This is a genomic window from Streptomyces sp. NPDC006283, assembly GCF_040613325.1.
Classification (GTDB): domain Bacteria; phylum Actinomycetota; class Actinomycetes; order Streptomycetales; family Streptomycetaceae; genus Streptomyces.
Map to the genome: position 1 here is coordinate 23581 of NZ_JBEXRZ010000021.1, position 14900 is coordinate 38480.

A 14900-nucleotide genomic window follows, 5' to 3' on the forward strand; every position below is an offset into this window, starting at 1 on the left:
GCGTCCGGGCCACGCCCCGGACGCCGACTACCCGTCCAGCGCCTCGCGCCACTCGCGGACCGCGGCAGGCGACACCGGTGCCGCCCAGCCCTGCGGGCGGGCCGCTCCGCCGATGTGGAAGCCCGTCACGCCCGCCGCCCTCAGGCGGGGGACGTGCTCCAGGCGGAGGCCGCCGCCGACCAGGATCAGGGGCTCGTAGCCCGGTTCGCCCTGCCGCGCCGCCTCCGCCAGGAGCGTCGGCATGCCGTCGTCGACGCCGGACGCGGAGCCCGCGGTCAGGTACGTGTCGAGGCCGGGCAGGTCCGCGAGTTGCTTGCGCAGGGCGTCCCGGTCCGCCGCGTTGTCGATGGCGCGGTGGAACGTCCAGCGGCAGCCGTCCAGTACCGCGAGCAGCCGTTCCACGGTGACCAGGTCCGGATGGCCGTGGTCGTCCAGGAAGCCGAGGACGAACTCGTCCGCGCCCGCCTCGCGCAGCTGTTCCGCGGCGCGGACGAGAGCGTCGGCGTCCGCCGGGCCGCCTGCCGCGAAGCCGTCCGTGAGACGGAGCATCACCCGCAGCGGGATGTCGACCGCCGAGCGGATCGCGGTGAACGTGCCGAGGGCCGGGGTCAGCCCGTCCGCCGCCATGTCGGTGACCAGCTCGAGACGGTCGGCCCCTCCCGACTGGGCGGCGACCGCGTCCTGCGCGTCGAGGGCGATCACCTCAAGGAGTGCGTGGTTGCTCATGGGACCCATTCCTCCAGGGGCGGCTGCACGGTCGGCGGTAGAACGATCATGATCCAACAGGTCTAGTCCAATGGACAGCCTAATGCCCGCCGCGCGCGAAGGCAGCCTGAGGCGCCGCCCCCGCGGCCGGCACCTTGCGTCGCATACGGGCAGGGGGTATACATGGGAGTCGCAGATACCCCCCAGGGGTATAATCGACAGCCAGGAGGAGCCATGTCGCAGACGCGGACGCAGTCCGCCACCGACCGTGCGGTGGAACTCGCGATCGGCGGTATGACCTGCGCCTCCTGCGCGGCGCGTATCGAGAAGAAGCTCAACCGCTTGGACGGCGTCGAGGCGACGGTGAACTACGCGACGGAGAAGGCGAAGGTCGCCTTCTCCGAGGACGTCTCCGTCGCCGACCTGATCGCGACGGTCGAGGCCACCGGCTACACCGCGCACGAGCCGGCCCCGCCGCGCACGGAGAGCGCCGGCCAGGCCGGCCCGACCGGGGGCGAGGACGAGGCGGCCGAGGAGCTGCGGCCCCTGCGGCAGCGCCTGATCGCCGCAGTGGCACTGTCCGTTCCCGTCGTCGCGATGGCCATGGTCCCCGCGCTGCAGATCGAGTACTGGCAGTGGCTGAGCCTCACCCTCGCCGCGCCGGTCGTCACGTACGCGGCCTGGCCGTTCCACCGTGCCGCGTGGACCAATGCCCGGCACGGGGCGGCCACGATGGACACGCTGATCTCGGTCGGCACGTCGGCCGCGTTCCTGTGGTCGCTTTGGGCGCTGTTCTTCGGCACCGCCGGTACCCCCGGCATGACGCACCCCTTCGAGTTCACGATCGCCCGCAGCGACGGCGCGGGGAACATCTACCTCGAGGCGGCCGCCGGCGTCACCGCGTTCATCCTGGCCGGGCGCTACTTCGAGGCCCGCTCCAAGCGCAAGGCGGGCGCCGCGCTCAAGGCGCTCCTGGAGCTGGGCGCCAAGGAAGTCACCGTCCTGCGCGACGGGCGCCAGGAGACGATCCCCACCGCGGACCTGCGGGTCGGTGACCGGTTCCTGGTCCGCCCGGGCGAGAAGATCGCCACCGACGGCACGGTCGTCGAGGGCGCGTCCGCCGTCGACGCCTCGATGCTCACCGGCGAGTCCGTCCCCGTCGAGGTCGGTGTCGGCGACACCGTCACCGGCGCCACGCTGAACGCCGGCGGGCGGCTCGTGGTGGCGGCGACCCGTGTCGGCGCCGACACCCAACTGGCCAGGATGGCCAAGCTCGTCGAGGACGCGCAGAACGGCAAGGCCGCAGCCCAGCGTCTCGCCGACAGGATCTCCGCCGTCTTCGTGCCCGTCGTCATCGCGCTGGCCCTCGGCACGCTCGGCTTCTGGCTCGGCAACGGCTCCGGACTGACCGCCGCGTTCACCGCCGCCGTCGCCGTCCTGATCATCGCCTGCCCCTGCGCCCTGGGCCTGGCCACACCGACCGCGCTGATGGTCGGCACCGGCCGCGGCGCCCAGCTCGGCATCCTGATCAAGGGCCCGGAGGTCCTGGAGACCACGCGCAAGGTCGACACGATCGTTCTCGACAAGACCGGCACCGTCACCACCGGCCGGATGACCCTGCTCGCCGTACACACCGCGGCCCCCACCAGCGAGACCGAAGTGCTGCGGCTGGCGGGCGCGTTGGAGCACGCCTCGGAGCACCCCATCGCCCGGGCCGTCGCCGCCGGTGCCGCGGAAAGGGTCGGCACCCTGCCCACCCCCGAGGACTTCGCGAACGTCCCCGGCCTCGGCGTCCAGGGCGTCGTCGAGGGCCACGCCGTCCTCGTCGGCCGCGAGAAACTGCTCACCGACTGGTCGATGGAACTGCCCGCCGGCCTCGCCCGGGCCAAGGACGCGGCGGAAGCCGCCGGCCGCACCGCGATCGCCGTCGCCTGGGACGGCGAGGCACGCGCCGTCCTCGAGGTCGCCGACGCCGTCAAGGACACCAGCCCCGAAGCCGTCCGCCGGCTGCGTGCGCTGGGACTGACGCCCATCCTGCTCACCGGCGACAACGAGGCCGTCGCCCGGAGTGTGGCCGCAGAGGTCGGCATCGACGAGGTGATCGCGGAGGTCATGCCCGAGGACAAGGTGAACGTCGTCAAGAGGCTCCAGGCCGAGGGGCGCAGCGTCGCCATGGTCGGCGACGGTGTGAACGACGCCGCCGCACTCGCCCAGGCCGACCTCGGCCTGGCGATGGGCACCGGCACCGACGCCGCCATCGAGGCCGGCGACCTCACGCTCGTACGCGGCGACCTCAACGCCGCCGCCGACGCCGTCCGCCTCTCCCGCAGGACCCTCGGCACGATCCGCTCGAACCTCTTCTGGGCCTTCGCCTACAACGTCGCAGCCCTCCCCCTGGCCGCCGCCGGCCTCCTCAACCCGATGATCGCCGGCGCGGCCATGGCGTTCTCGTCCGTCTTCGTCGTCGGCAACAGCCTGCGCCTGCGCGGCTTCAAAGCGGCATGAGCCGAAGCAGGTCCGACGCCGCCTGACCGAAGCACGCACGCGGCCGCCCCGGCCCGTCAGGGTGGGGGTGGCCGCGTCACGTCTAGAGTCGCCCCATGACCGACCGCACCGCCGACCTCCGCGCCCGCTGGGCCCAGGCGCTCCAAGGGGCCCGCGAAGGAGCGAGCGAGCCGGACCCGCTGCCGTACGCCGACAACCTGCTCGCCCGTTGGGCGGAGCCGCAGCGGCGGTATCACACCACCGCCCACCTCGTCGCCGTTCTCGACCGCGTCGACGAGCTCGAGCGGTACGCGGACGCCCCGGACCTCGTCCGGCTCGCCGCCTGGTTCCACGACGCCGTGTATCTGCCGGACCGTTCCGAGAACGAGGAGCGCTCCGCCCGCATCGCCGAGCGCGCGCTGCCCGAGGCGGGGCTGAGCGCCGGGGCCACCGCCGAGGTCGCCCGCCTCGTGCGTCTCACCGTCACCCACAATCCGGCCGACTCCGACCGCAACGGCGAGGTGCTGTGCGACGCCGACCTGGCGATCCTCGCGGCGGCCCCGGAGGCGTACGCCGCGTATGCGGCTGCCGTGCGTGAGGAGTACGCATTCGTGCCCGAAGAGGCGTTCCGGGACGGGCGCGCCGCGGTACTGCGACAGCTGCTGCGGCTGCCGCGGCTGTTCCGCACCCCGCACGGGGCACGCGAATGGGAAGCAGCCGCCCGCCACAACCTGACGGTCGAACTGGAGCTGCTGGCCGCATCGTGAGACGGCGGCCCGACGGGGAATGACAGGGACGAACACCCTGTTGGCAACTGTCATGCCCGTTCCTCCCGCACGTCGCGTCGGCACCCGCATGCCGCTCGCCGTCTACATACTCGGCCTGTCCGTCTTCGCTCTCGGCACCAGCGAATTCATGCTCTCCGGACTCCTGCCGCCGATCGCGGAGGACATGGACGTCTCGATCCCACGGGCCGGGCTGCTGATCTCGGCCTTCGCGGTCGGCATGGTGGTCGGTGCTCCGCTGCTCGCCGTCGCGACGCTCCGGCTGCCGCGCAAGACCACCCTGGTCGCGTTGATCTCCGTGTTCGGACTCGGCCAGCTCGCCGGCGCGCTGGCGCCCTCGTACGAAATCCTCTTCGCGTCCCGGGTGATCAGCGCACTCGCCTGCGCCGGGTTCTGGGCGGTCGGCGCGGCGGTCGCGATCGCCATGGTGCCGGTGACCTCGCGGGCCCGGGCCATGGCCGTCATGATCGGCGGACTGTCGATCGCGAACGTCCTCGGCGTCCCCGCGGGCGCTTTCCTCGGCGAGCACCTGGGGTGGCGCTCCGCGTTCTGGGCCGTAGGCGCCGCGTCGGCCGTGGCGCTCGTCGGCGTACTGACGCTGATCCCGCGCATCCCGCTGCCCGAGCGGGCACCACGCCTGAAGCAGGAGCTGTCGATCTACCGCGACCGTCAGGTGTGGCTGGCCGTGGCGATCACCGCGCTGGCGGCGGGTGGCGTGTTCTGCGCGTTCTCGTACCTCGCGCCGTTGCTCACGGACGTGGCGGGGCTGGACGCCGGCTGGGTGCCGATGGTGCTGGCGCTCTTCGGGATCGGCGCGCTGATCGGCACGACGGTCGGCGGCCGGGTCGCCGACGCACATCTCTTCGGGGTGATGCTCAGCGGCATCGCCGCCTCGACCGTGCTGCTGGCGGCGCTCGCCCTGTTCGCCTCGTACGCCGCTGCCGCGATCACTCTGTCGTTCCTGCTCGGCTTCTCCGCCTTCTTCACGGCACCGGCGCTCAACGCCCGGATGTTCAACGTCGCGGGCGCGGCCCCGACACTCGCCGGCGCGACGACGACCGCCGCGTTCAATCTGGGCAACACGGGCGGACCGTGGTTCGGCGGAGTGGTGATCGACGCGGACTTCGGCTTCGCCTCCACGGCCTGGGCGGGCGCGGCGATGACCGTCGTCGCCATCGCGCTGGTGGCGCCGGCGATGAGGCTGCACGGCAGGTCGCGGGTGGTCGCGAAGTCGCCCGCCGGCGACCGGGCGGTCCGTGTGGAGCAGGTGTGAGCGCCCGGGGCGGTAGGGGCTCCCGGAGAGGCTTAGGCCGACCGGCCCTTGGGCCTGCGGAGCCCTGTCTCCGTGAGAAGTCTGACCACCTCGCGGCTCGACACCTCCACCGCGCCCGCGGCCACGGCGTCCGCGTAGCGGTGGGAGGGCACGTCGTAGTGGTCCCGTTCGAAGGCGCGCGGCGGGCAGCCGATCCCCGCCGCGAAGGTGTGCAGTTCCTCGAACGACACGTCGCTGACGAGGTGCGACCACATCTGGCCGTGCCCCGGCCAGGTCGGCGGATCGATGTACACCGTCACTGAAGGCCGCCCACGGGGGCCACGACCACGCCCGCCTTGCCGCACACCCAGTGCGGATCGGCGCCCAGCTCGGGCTCGACCTCCAGGGAGTGCGGGTCGCCGACGTCGCAGACCGGGCACAGCGGCCAGCGGCCGTGCCTCTCCAGCAGCGCGTCCTGGACGTCCTGGGCGACCAGACCCGCGACGTACTCGACGCCCTCGGGCCACTGCCCGACCCACCAACGGCGGTGGGCGACCGCTTCCTCGACGAGGGAGACGACGCCGGCGTCCGCCACGTTCCGGGCCGCGAGGTCCGCGAGAACCAGGGCGCGTGCCGCGTGCAGTGCCCGCTCCAGCGGTATCGAGTCGTCGTCCATGCCCCCATTGTCTCCGGGTCTTGACGCCACCCGAAACGCGAAAATATCTTTCATATGTGACCAATCCAGTGAAGGAAATTTTCAGCGTCGACGCTCCGGCCCCTGCCGCCCTGGCGGCCAAGGTCCGCACGCTCTCGCCGTCCATGACCCGCTCCATGCAGCGGGTCGCCGAAGCCGTCGCCGACGACCCGGCAGGCTGCGCCGCCCTCACGGTCACCGGCCTCGCCGAACTCACCGGCACCAGCGAGGCCACCGTGGTCCGCACGGCCCGCCTGCTCGGCTACCCCGGCTACCGCGATCTGCGTCTCGCGCTCGCCGGCCTCGCCGCCCACCAGGAGTCCGGCCGCGCTCCCGCCCTGACCACCGACATCGCCGTCGACGACCCCATCGCGGACGTCGTCGCCAAACTCGCCTACGACGAACAGCAGACCCTCGCCGACACGGCCGCAGGGCTCGACACCGTGCAGCTCGGCGCGGCCGTGGCCGCCGCGTCGACCGCGCGGCGCATCGACATCTACGGCGTGGGCGCGTCCTCGCTCGTCGGCATGGACCTCGCCCAGAAGCTGCTCCGCATCGGATTGATCGCGCATGCGCACGCCGATCCGCACCTCGCGGTCACCAATGCCGTGCAACTGCGCTCCGGAGACGTGGCCATAGCGATCACCCACTCCGGTTCCACGGGGGACGTCATCGAACCGCTGCGGGTGGCGTTCGACCGCGGGGCGACGACGATCGCCATCACCGGCCGCCCCGACGGCCCGGTCTCCCAGTACGCCGACCACGTCCTGACGACGTCGACCGCCCGCGAGAGCGAGCTCCGCCCGGCGGCGATGTCGTCCCGCACGAGTCAACTGCTCGTCGTCGACTGCCTCTTCATCGGCGTGGCACAGCGTACGTACGAGTCGGCGGCCCCTGCCCTCGCCGCTTCGTACGAGGCGCTCGCGCACCGCCACACTGCCCGCACCCGCTGAACCGAGCCCCTCACGCACCGAGAAAGCCGAGCCGCCTTTCATGACCTCCACCTACGGTGAACTCCGCGCCCAGCTCGCCGCTCTCACCACCGAGGCGTTCCGCCCCGAGCTCGCCGACATCGACCGGCTGCCCACCATCGAGATCGCCCGGATCATGAACGGCGAGGACGTGAGCGTGCCCGCCGCCGTCGCCGCGCAGCTCCCGGCCGTCGCCGCCGCGATCGACGACACCGCCGAGCGCATGGCCCGTGGCGGCCGGCTCGTCTACGCGGGCGCGGGTACGGCCGGGCGTCTGGGGGTCCTCGACGCCAGCGAGTGCCCGCCCACCTTCAACACCGACCCGTCGGAGGTCCTCGGCCTGATCGCGGGCGGGCCGACCGCCATGCTCAAGGCCGTCGAGGGCGCGGAGGACAGCAAGGAGCTGGCCGCCGCCGACCTGGACGGCCTGAAGCTGACGGCCGACGACACGGTGGTCGGCATCTCCGCCTCCGGCCGGACCCCGTACGCGGTCGGCGCGGTGGAGCACGCCCGGGCGCTGGGCGCGCTCACCATCGGCCTGTCCTGCAACGCGGACAGCGAACTGGCCGCCGCGGCGGACCACGGGATCGAGGTCGTGACCGGCCCCGAACTGCTCACCGGCTCCACCCGGTTGAAGGCCGGCACGGCGCAGAAGCTGGTCCTCAACATGATCTCGACGATCACGATGATCCGGCTCGGCAAGACGTACGGAAACCTGATGGTCGACGTCCGCGCCTCCAACGACAAGCTGCGCGCCCGCTCGAGGCGGATCGTGGCACTGGCGACGGAGGCGCCGGACGAGGAGATCGAGGCGGCTCTGGCGGCGACGGACGGCGAGGTGAAGAACGCGATCCTGGTGATCCTGGGCGGCGTCGACGCCCCGACGGCGGCGACGCTCCTGTCCCACAGCGGGGGCCACCTGCGCGCGGCGCTGACCTCCGCGCCCGGCACCCACCCCGGCCCCACCGCCCCTTGAGCCGCGGGCTCACCCCAGCCCCACCGCCCCTTGAGCCGCGGGCTCACCCCAGCCCCGCCGGCGTTTGAGGCGCGGGGCTCGGGGCAGCGCCCCGACAACCCGGCCACGCCCACAACCCGGCCCACTCCCGCCTACGCCGCTCCCGCCCGTTCCTTCACCGTCACGCGCCCCTTGCGGATCGTCGCCACCCGCCGGGCTCTGCGGGCCAGCGACGAGTCGTGCGTGACCATCACGAACGTGAAGGCGTGCTCCTGCCACAGGCCTTCCAGCACCTCCATGATCTCGTCGCGCATCGACTCGTCCAGGTTGCCCGTGGGTTCGTCCGCGAGCAGCACCGCCGGGTGCTTCACCAGTGCCCGCGCGATCGCCACGCGTTGCTGCTGGCCGCCGGACAGCTCACCGGGCAAATGCCGCAGCCGCTCGCCCAGCCCCACCGATGCCAACGCCTCCGCCGCCCGTTCCCGGCGCTCGGCCGCCTTGAGGCCGATCGGGACCAGCGCGGTCTCGACGTTCTCCTGGGCCGTGAGCGTCGGGATCAGGTTGAAGCTCTGGAAGACGAAGCCGATCTTCTCGGCCCGTACCCGCGTCAGCCTCGCCTCCGGCAGCGTCGCCAGGTCGGTCCCGTCCAGGACCACACTGCCCTCGCTGGGCCGGTCCAGGCCGCCGAGCATCTGCAGGAGCGTGGACTTGCCGCCGCCCGTCGGGCCCTGGATGACGAGGCGGCCGCCGTCCTCGATGGTCAGGTCGACGCCGTCGAGGGCGTTCACGGTGTCCTTGCCCCGCCGATAGCGCTTGGTGACGCCACTGAGCTGGTACATCATCAACTCCTGTTGCTACGTGGAAGAAATGGCGCCGGTCCGCGCCGGGTCACTCGACGCGGCGCAACGCGTCGGCCGGCCGCAGCCGGGAGGCGCGCCAGCCGCCGAAGCCGCCCGCGACGAGGCCGCCCGCCACCGCGAGCGCGACCGCGAGCCCGATCGTGGTGAGCGAGACGGGCGCGGTGAGCGCGATGTCGAGGGCGCGGGAGGCAGAGTCCCGTACGGGCCCGCCGCTCCCGGGTCCGGCGACCCGGAGACCGCCACCGCCGCCCGGACCGCCGGCACCGCCCGCACCCCCGCCGAGCTGGGCGGTGAGCGTCGGGCCGAACGTCGTGATCAGCCACGCCCCGGCGACTCCGACGGCGATACCGAGCGCGCCGCCGACGAGCCCGTTGACCAGCGCCTCACCGGCCACCTGACGGGTCACCCGGCCGCTCTTCCAGCCGAGCGCCTTCAGCGTGCCGAACTCCCGTACGCGGCGGCTCACCGCGGACGACGTGAGCAGACCCGCCACGAGGAACGCCGCGACCAGCACCAGGATCGACAGCCACTTGCCGACACCGGAGGCCAGGTCGGACGCGGTGGACAGGGAACCGGAGACGGTGTCGGCGAGGTCGGCCGACGTCGTCACCGTCGTACCGGAGATGTTCTTCTGGATGGACTGCTTGACGTTGTCGATCTTCTGGGAGCCGGCCGCCTGGACGTAGACCGTGGTCACCTTGTCCTCGGCATCGGCGAGCTTCTGTGTCCGGGCGAGGGGCAGGTACACGTTGGCCGCGGCGTCGCCGCTGTCCGCGGTGGCGATACCGATGATGGTGAAGTCGGTCCCGGAGATGACCAGTTCCTTGCCGACGGCGAGGTCCTTCTCCTTCGCGTACGCGCTGTCGACGACGGCGACCGCGGCGTCGGTCTCGGTCTTCTTGAAGGTCCGCCCGGAGGTGATCTTCGAGGAGGTGAGGGGGCCGAGTTCCTGGTGGGTGACGTCCGTTCCGTACGCGGTGTACGAGTCGACGTCGAAGTCGGCGCCGCCCCCGCGGACCGCGCCGCCGTCGCCACCGCCGGGGCCGCCCTGCCCCGGCTGCACGGGCTGCGCGGGCTGCGCCTGCACCGCGCCGCGCTTGAACTCGCCGTCGACCTTGACGACGTTGACGCTCAGCCCGCCGACGGCGTCCGTGACGCCGTCCTGCTCCCCGACCTTGTCGACGGTGGACGCGGCGAGCGTCTCGAAGCCCTGGACCATGACGATGTCGTTGCTCTGCCGGGTCTCGTCGCCCTCGTCCTGGGCGTCGAACCGGAAGCGGGGCCGCCGGGTCTCGCCCTCGCCGGGCGGCTCCGCGGCCTTGGTGACGGTCATGTCGGTACCGAGTCCGTACAGCGACTCCAGCACCTTGCCCTGGGCGCGGTTCATCCCGGACGACACCGAGTTGACGACGATGACCAGCGCGATCCCGAGGGCGAGCCCCGAGGCGACGACGAGCGCCGCTTTCCTGCGGCGGCGCAACTCGCGCCGGAGGTAGGTGAAGAACATGGCGCGAAGGTATGGACGGGGCGTGATGAGGAGTTAAGGCGACGATGAGAGCTGCATGAGTGTTCCGATCGAGACCTGACCGGCACTCAGCGGCCCGGCACTCAACGGCCCGTCGGTCCGCGGAGGATGGGCGGGAACCCGGGGCGCGGTATCCCAAAGAAATTCTGCAAAAATACTTTTGCAGAACCGCGGGTGCGCTCTACGCTCCCCCCGTGACCGATGCCGAACGACACCGCGTACTCGACCCCCGCGAAGACGCCGCCGCCCTCAAGGCCCTGACGCACCCTCTCCGTATCCGCCTGCTGGGCATGCTCCGCATGGACGGACCGGCCACCGCGAGCGAACTGGCCGTCAGGACCGGCGAGTCGTCCGCGTCGACCAGCTACCACCTGCGGGTGCTGGCCAAGTACGCGTTCATCGCGGAGGCCGAGCACCGCGACGGCCGCGAGCGGCGATGGAAGGCCTTGCACGAGGTCACGAGCTGGAGCAACGCCGCGATGACCGGCTCGATCGAGGCGCAGGCGTTCATCGACCTGGCACGCCGGGTCCAGCTCGACCACCTCGAGCGCTCCCTGGTCCGACATCAGGAGGACCTGACCGCCGGACGGCTCGGCGACGAGTGGCGGGAAGCATCCGGATTCACCGACCTCGTGGCCCGCCTGACGCCCGAAGCGCTCGCGGAACTGTCGGAGACCTTCAGCCGTGCCGTCGCCGCGCTGGCCGCACGCGACGAGGGCGATCCGCGCGCCGAGCAGGTCGTGCTCTTCACCGCCGGCCTCGCCGTCCGTCCGGAGGACCGCCCGTGAACCGGCTCCTCGATCCCGGCGCCGCCCGCCGCCGCTTCGTCGCCGCCATGTTCCTCTTCTGGCTGCCCGTCGGCCTCTACGTTCCGTCTCAGGTGCTGCTCCTCACCGAACGCGTGGGTCTCGCCGGCGTCGCCGGGCTCTTTGCCGTCTACTCGGTCACCGTGTCCGCGATGGAACTGCCGACCGGCGGCCTGTCCGACGTCATCGGCCGCCGTGCCGTCCTCGCCGCCTCCGGGCTGCTCAACCTGTCCGGTCTGGCCCTGATGGCGCTCGGCACCACCGTCTGGATGCTCGCCGTCGCCATGTTCCTGATGGGCACGGGCCGCGCCCTGTCCAGCGGCCCGGCGGAAGCCTGGTACGTCGACACCGTGCAGGCCCACTCCGGCCCCGGCGCCGAACTGCGCACCGGCCTGGCCCGCGGCAACACCGCCTCCTCCGCCGCGCTGGCCGCCGGCACGCTCACCGGTGGGGCCCTGCCTTTCCTGCTCGGTCTCGGCACCGACCCCGGCGCTCGCCTCGCCGACGCCACCGGCGGGCTTGTGCTGCCCCTGTCCGTGCCCGGGCTGCTCGGAGCCGCCGTCGGCGTCGGATACGTCGCGTACGTGCTGACCGCCCTGCCCGAGCCGCCCCGGCCGCCCGCCACACTGCGCGGGGTGCTGCGCGGGGTCCCGGCGACGATGCTGGGCGGGCTGCGGCTCGGCGTAACGGAGCCGCTGGTCGGCCGGGTCCTGCTGACGGCGGCAACGGTCGGCGCGTCGTTCGCCGCCCTCGAGCTCCTCACCCCCGGCCGGGCCGCCACGCTCACCGGCGCACCCGAGTCCGGAGCCGTTCTCTTCGCCGCGCTCGCCTGCGCCGGTTTCCTGTGCGCCGCGGTCGGCAGCCAGTGCGCACCACTGGCGGCCCGGCTGACGGGCAGCAGCGAACGCGCGATCCTGGCCTCCCTCGGCGTAGGCACGACGGGGCTGCTGCTGCTCGGCGTGACCGCCACATGGGACGGCCCCGTGCCCCTCGTCCTCGCCGCGACCGGATACGGCCTGGTCTACCTCGGTCACGGCGCAGCCGCGCCGAACCAGAACGACCTGCTTCACCGTCGCATCGGGAGTACGGTCCGCGCGACCGCCCTGTCGGTGAAGTCGCTGGCCCTGCAGCTGACCGGCGCGCTGGCCGGACTCCTCGTCGGTTCGCTTCCCGTCGGCCCGCTGCCGTGGCTGGTGGGCGCCGCGGCCCTCCTGCTCGGCACGCTGCTGTGGACCCGCCGGGCGAAGCCCGTGACGTCCGCGGGGACGGCGAACACCTCTGAGCCGCTGCCCACGAAGGATCCGGTTCCCGGGAGTTGAGCAGCGGGCGGGCGTCGGCCCGCAGGTACGCCCGCCCGCTGCCTTTGATCGCTTCAGAGGATCAGAAGAAATCGTCCTGCCCGCGGTCGCGTCGGGCCCCGTCCCGTGTGCCGGGAACCGCGGCGTTCCGCCGAGGCCCGGCAGCAACGGCGGAATGGGGACGACGGCGCCTCCACCAGAGCGACAAGGCCGCTGCGACCAGAACCACGGGCAGCGTGCGCAGGGCAACCGCGCCGACGCTCGAGGACTCTTCTTGCGGACCGGCGTCGGCGGCCCCGCGCTGTCCGGGCGCCTGCGGTTCGGAGTCGGAGTCGGAGCCGGAGCCGGGACCGGAGCCGGAGTCGGAGTCGGGGCCCGCAGCCTGACGCGGTGTGGGCGCGCCGAGCCAGATCCCTCCGTTGCCGTCGGTGGACGGCGCGTTCAGCGAGCGCCGGACCTCCTCGGGAAGGTTCGCATGGTCAGCGGTGAAACGGTCGACCGGGACCTCCTTGAGGGGAATCCTGCTGAAGTCGACGCCACCGTAGACATAACTGCGTACATAGGTGGTCCCGCCTTCGGTGGTCCTGTCCGTGACCTTGAACTCGCCCTTGGTGTAAGACTCGACGAAGCGGTCGAAGGTGTCGGTCGGCTTCCAGGGGCCGGTGATCCGCCAGTCGTCGATGTCGCCGGTGCCGATGAGGTCACCGTAGGTGGTGTCCTTGCCACGGCTCAGGTCGCGGTACCACTCGGCGGCGACCCGGGCGAGATAGACGCGACGCAGGTCGGCGTACTCGGGCGCGGTGTTGATCGCCTTCTTGAGCTCGGAAAGGATCAGAGTGCGGAAATGCTGCTCGTTGTGGTCCTCGGTGGCCTTGTCTTGCTTCGGGCACGAACGGGTGGCGGACTCGCCCCGTTGCTCCAGGTACTGGGTCTCCATCCTGACGTCGAGTGGGGCGTCGAGAATGTAGAGCTTGTCGCCGTCCTGGTGAATCGATGCGGGTGCGGGCAGGATCCACGTCCGGTACGACATGCAGTCCCCCCGGATGCCGTCCCAGAACTTCCGGCCCCGCACGGTGTGCGGGTGGATGAGCTTGCCGATCGTCTTCTTCATCAGCAGATCGGCCTCGAGCAGGGCACGTCCGGCGTCCGTGCGGCCGAGCCGCTCGTCGACGATGCGGTCCGGTTCGTTGGGGTTGAGGTTGACCCAGAACGCCGACGGTTCGAGGGAGAGCCAGACGAAGAATGCGTCGGAGCTGCCCTCGGCGGCGTCGAGGCCCGTCGCCGGCGAACCACCGCCGTCGGCGGAGACGGGTGCCTGGAAGGCGTACTGCAGACCACTGCCGTCGCCGGGGTCGGCGAGATGGCGCAGTTGCAGGGACGAGAAGTCGATCCCGCCGGGCGCCTGCGGCACGGGCTGTGTCAGCGCCCGGCTCAGGCCGTCGGCGGCGCCGCCCGCGGTGTCGCTCTCTCCGCACGGGTCGGCCGCCGGCGGTGCTTTGCGCGGAGCGGTCAGCGCGACGGTCGTCAGCTGGGAGCGCATGCCCAGGGCCTGGCCGTCGCACGGTTTGGCGGAGCGGGGGTTGCGGAAGAACTGGTTCTCCTTCCTGGTCTGCTGCAGGCGCTCGTTCTCCGCGGCCTTGCGCTCCTTGATCAGCTGCTTGTGGGCCCCCACCTCCCGGGCCACGGTGGCCTTCTCGGCGTCGGCCTGCGCCTTGGCCCTGTTGATCAGGTCGTTCAGCTCGTCGGCCGAGCCCTTGCCGTCCACGACGGAATAGATGACATCAGTGCCGGCCGGGATCCGGCCGGCGCACTGCTGCTTGCATGGCGACCGGTCGCTGTAGATCACGAAGAGCCGTTCCTCGGGGACCGGTTTGCGCGCGTTCTGGCTCAGAAGGGCCAGGTCCCAGATGAGGATGCGCAGTTCGGAGTGGTTGCCGTCCATACCCGCCGAGGCCTCGTTGGCGTGCGGGACGACGACGAACCTCTCGATCCCGGGGCGTTCGTCCATGCGTAACTGCTCGTACAGCGCCGGGTCGTCCCGTTTCAGCGCGGCGGTCTCCACCACCTCCAGACCCCGGGTGTCCACGTCCTCGAGTCCCGTGATGTCCACGAACCCGATCGCGACGTTCCGCCCCCCGTCGATCCGCTGCCGGTTCTTGCCCCCCTCGAGCTGCGACCGGTGGCCCCACACCGCCTGCCGGTGCACGTACGACCGGTGACCGATCGGATCGCGGTACCAGTCACCGTCGATCCGGGTCATCGACCTGCCGGACGGGGCGGGTTTGCGGTCCTTCCCTGCCGTGAGCTGCTGGGCGTGGCCCGGCGGTTGCGTCCGCGCCCCGGCGGACGCTTCTGCGGTGCCCCCGCCCGTACCCAGCAACAACCCGAGCATCAGCACCGACGCGGCCAGGCTCCGCGGCCCGGTCCGCCCTCCGGTCAATGACATGTGTCGCTCCCCCTGATGGTGTCCGCGCGGCGAGCCGTGTCCGGCCCCGTCGGGAATGGACCTTCCCCCCTGTCGGTCACCCCAATGCCGTTGCTCCACCGGCACGTGGCCGTAAGTAG

General features: G+C 72.1%; 13 protein-coding genes. 7 read left to right on the plus strand and 6 right to left on the minus strand.

The genetic code is table 11. The annotated features are described in order from the left end of the window. Window positions 1-27: 27 nt before the first annotated feature. Window positions 28-726 carry a copper homeostasis protein CutC gene (locus tag ABZ070_RS07375; RefSeq protein ID WP_356630915.1) on the minus strand — a complete coding sequence of 233 codons (699 nt, stop codon included), beginning with the start codon at window positions 724-726 and terminating at the stop codon, window positions 28-30. 213 nt (window positions 727-939) lie between these two features. Here ABZ070_RS07375 and ABZ070_RS07380 point away from each other — a divergent pair, with 213 nt between their 5' ends. The 3 genes from ABZ070_RS07380 (at window position 940) to ABZ070_RS07390 (ending at window position 5247) form a co-directional block, all read left to right on the plus strand. Next, window positions 940-3210: a heavy metal translocating P-type ATPase gene (locus tag ABZ070_RS07380; RefSeq protein ID WP_356630917.1), complete on the plus strand. Its 2271-nt coding sequence runs from the start codon at window positions 940-942 to the stop codon at window positions 3208-3210. 95 nt (window positions 3211-3305) lie between these two features. Beyond that, entirely contained in the window at window positions 3306-3956 is a 651-nt protein-coding gene (locus ABZ070_RS07385; RefSeq protein ID WP_356630919.1) for a hypothetical protein, read from the plus strand. 88 nt (window positions 3957-4044) lie between these two features. Then, a complete protein-coding gene (locus ABZ070_RS07390) occupies window positions 4045-5247 on the plus strand; it encodes a Cmx/CmrA family chloramphenicol efflux MFS transporter (RefSeq protein ID WP_356630967.1) in 1203 nt (400 codons plus the stop codon). Between the two features lie 32 nt (window positions 5248-5279). Here the strand turns inward: ABZ070_RS07390 and ABZ070_RS07395 are convergent, their stop codons facing one another. Next, a complete protein-coding gene (locus ABZ070_RS07395) occupies window positions 5280-5546 on the minus strand; it encodes a DUF4031 domain-containing protein (RefSeq protein WP_356630921.1) in 267 nt (88 codons plus the stop codon). Further along, a complete protein-coding gene (locus tag ABZ070_RS07400) occupies window positions 5543-5902 on the minus strand; it encodes a hypothetical protein (protein WP_356630923.1) in 360 nt (119 codons plus the stop codon). Before ABZ070_RS07400 ends, ABZ070_RS07395 begins: the two co-directional genes overlap by 4 nt. 56 nt (window positions 5903-5958) lie before the next feature. Here ABZ070_RS07400 and ABZ070_RS07405 point away from each other — a divergent pair, with 56 nt between their 5' ends. Both ABZ070_RS07405 and murQ read left to right on the plus strand, forming a co-directional pair. Next, window positions 5959-6873: a MurR/RpiR family transcriptional regulator gene (locus ABZ070_RS07405; RefSeq protein ID WP_356630925.1), complete on the plus strand. Its 915-nt coding sequence runs from the start codon at window positions 5959-5961 to the stop codon at window positions 6871-6873. A 40-nt stretch (window positions 6874-6913) separates the two neighbouring features. Then, entirely contained in the window at window positions 6914-7867 is a 954-nt protein-coding gene (gene murQ / locus ABZ070_RS07410) for an N-acetylmuramic acid 6-phosphate etherase (RefSeq protein WP_356630927.1), read from the plus strand. A 131-nt stretch (window positions 7868-7998) separates the two neighbouring features. On the opposite strand, the gene ABZ070_RS07415 is transcribed toward murQ, so the two are convergent. Together ABZ070_RS07415 and ABZ070_RS07420 are read right to left on the minus strand one after the other, a co-directional pair. Then, entirely contained in the window at window positions 7999-8685 is a 687-nt protein-coding gene (locus ABZ070_RS07415; protein ID WP_356630929.1) for an ABC transporter ATP-binding protein, read from the minus strand. Between the two features lie 49 nt (window positions 8686-8734). Beyond that, on the minus strand, window positions 8735-10213 hold the full coding sequence (locus tag ABZ070_RS07420) for an ABC transporter permease (protein WP_356630931.1): 1479 nt from the start codon (window positions 10211-10213) through the stop codon (window positions 8735-8737). Between the two features lie 212 nt (window positions 10214-10425). On the opposite strand from ABZ070_RS07420, the gene ABZ070_RS07425 reads away from it, so the two are divergent. Continuing rightward, the gene (locus tag ABZ070_RS07425) at window positions 10426-11019 is read left to right on the plus strand and encodes a helix-turn-helix domain-containing protein (RefSeq protein WP_356630933.1); all 594 of its coding nucleotides are present in this window, start codon (window positions 10426-10428) and stop codon (window positions 11017-11019) included. Window positions 11020-11066: 47 nt separating this feature from the next. Further along, on the plus strand, window positions 11067-12356 hold the full coding sequence (locus ABZ070_RS07430; protein ID WP_356630969.1) for an MFS transporter: 1290 nt from the start codon (window positions 11067-11069) through the stop codon (window positions 12354-12356). A gap of 61 nt (window positions 12357-12417) precedes the next feature. On the opposite strand, the gene ABZ070_RS07435 is transcribed toward ABZ070_RS07430, so the two are convergent. Further along, window positions 12418-14781: a hypothetical protein gene (locus tag ABZ070_RS07435; RefSeq protein ID WP_356630935.1), complete on the minus strand. Its 2364-nt coding sequence runs from the start codon at window positions 14779-14781 to the stop codon at window positions 12418-12420. Window positions 14782-14900 lie beyond the last annotated feature (119 nt).

Excerpts from the sequence above, each read along its gene's own strand:
- ABZ070_RS07400 (WP_356630923.1), bottom strand. The coding sequence starts at position 5,902 with ATGGACGACGACTCGATACCGCTGGAGCGGGCACTGCACGCGGCACGC.
- ABZ070_RS07380 (WP_356630917.1), top strand. The coding sequence starts at position 940 with ATGTCGCAGACGCGGACGCAGTCCGCCACCGACCGTGCGGTGGAACTC.
- ABZ070_RS07420 (WP_356630931.1), bottom strand. The coding sequence starts at position 10,213 with ATGTTCTTCACCTACCTCCGGCGCGAGTTGCGCCGCCGCAGGAAAGCG.
- ABZ070_RS07415 (WP_356630929.1), bottom strand. The coding sequence starts at position 8,685 with ATGTACCAGCTCAGTGGCGTCACCAAGCGCTATCGGCGGGGCAAGGAC.
- ABZ070_RS07375 (WP_356630915.1), bottom strand. The coding sequence starts at position 726 with ATGAGCAACCACGCACTCCTTGAGGTGATCGCCCTCGACGCGCAGGAC.
- murQ (WP_356630927.1), top strand. The coding sequence starts at position 6,914 with ATGACCTCCACCTACGGTGAACTCCGCGCCCAGCTCGCCGCTCTCACC.
- ABZ070_RS07435 (WP_356630935.1), bottom strand. The coding sequence starts at position 14,781 with ATGTCATTGACCGGAGGGCGGACCGGGCCGCGGAGCCTGGCCGCGTCG.
- ABZ070_RS07385 (WP_356630919.1), top strand. The coding sequence starts at position 3,306 with ATGACCGACCGCACCGCCGACCTCCGCGCCCGCTGGGCCCAGGCGCTC.
- ABZ070_RS07390 (WP_356630967.1), top strand. The coding sequence starts at position 4,045 with ATGCCGCTCGCCGTCTACATACTCGGCCTGTCCGTCTTCGCTCTCGGC.
- ABZ070_RS07430 (WP_356630969.1), top strand. The coding sequence starts at position 11,067 with ATGTTCCTCTTCTGGCTGCCCGTCGGCCTCTACGTTCCGTCTCAGGTG.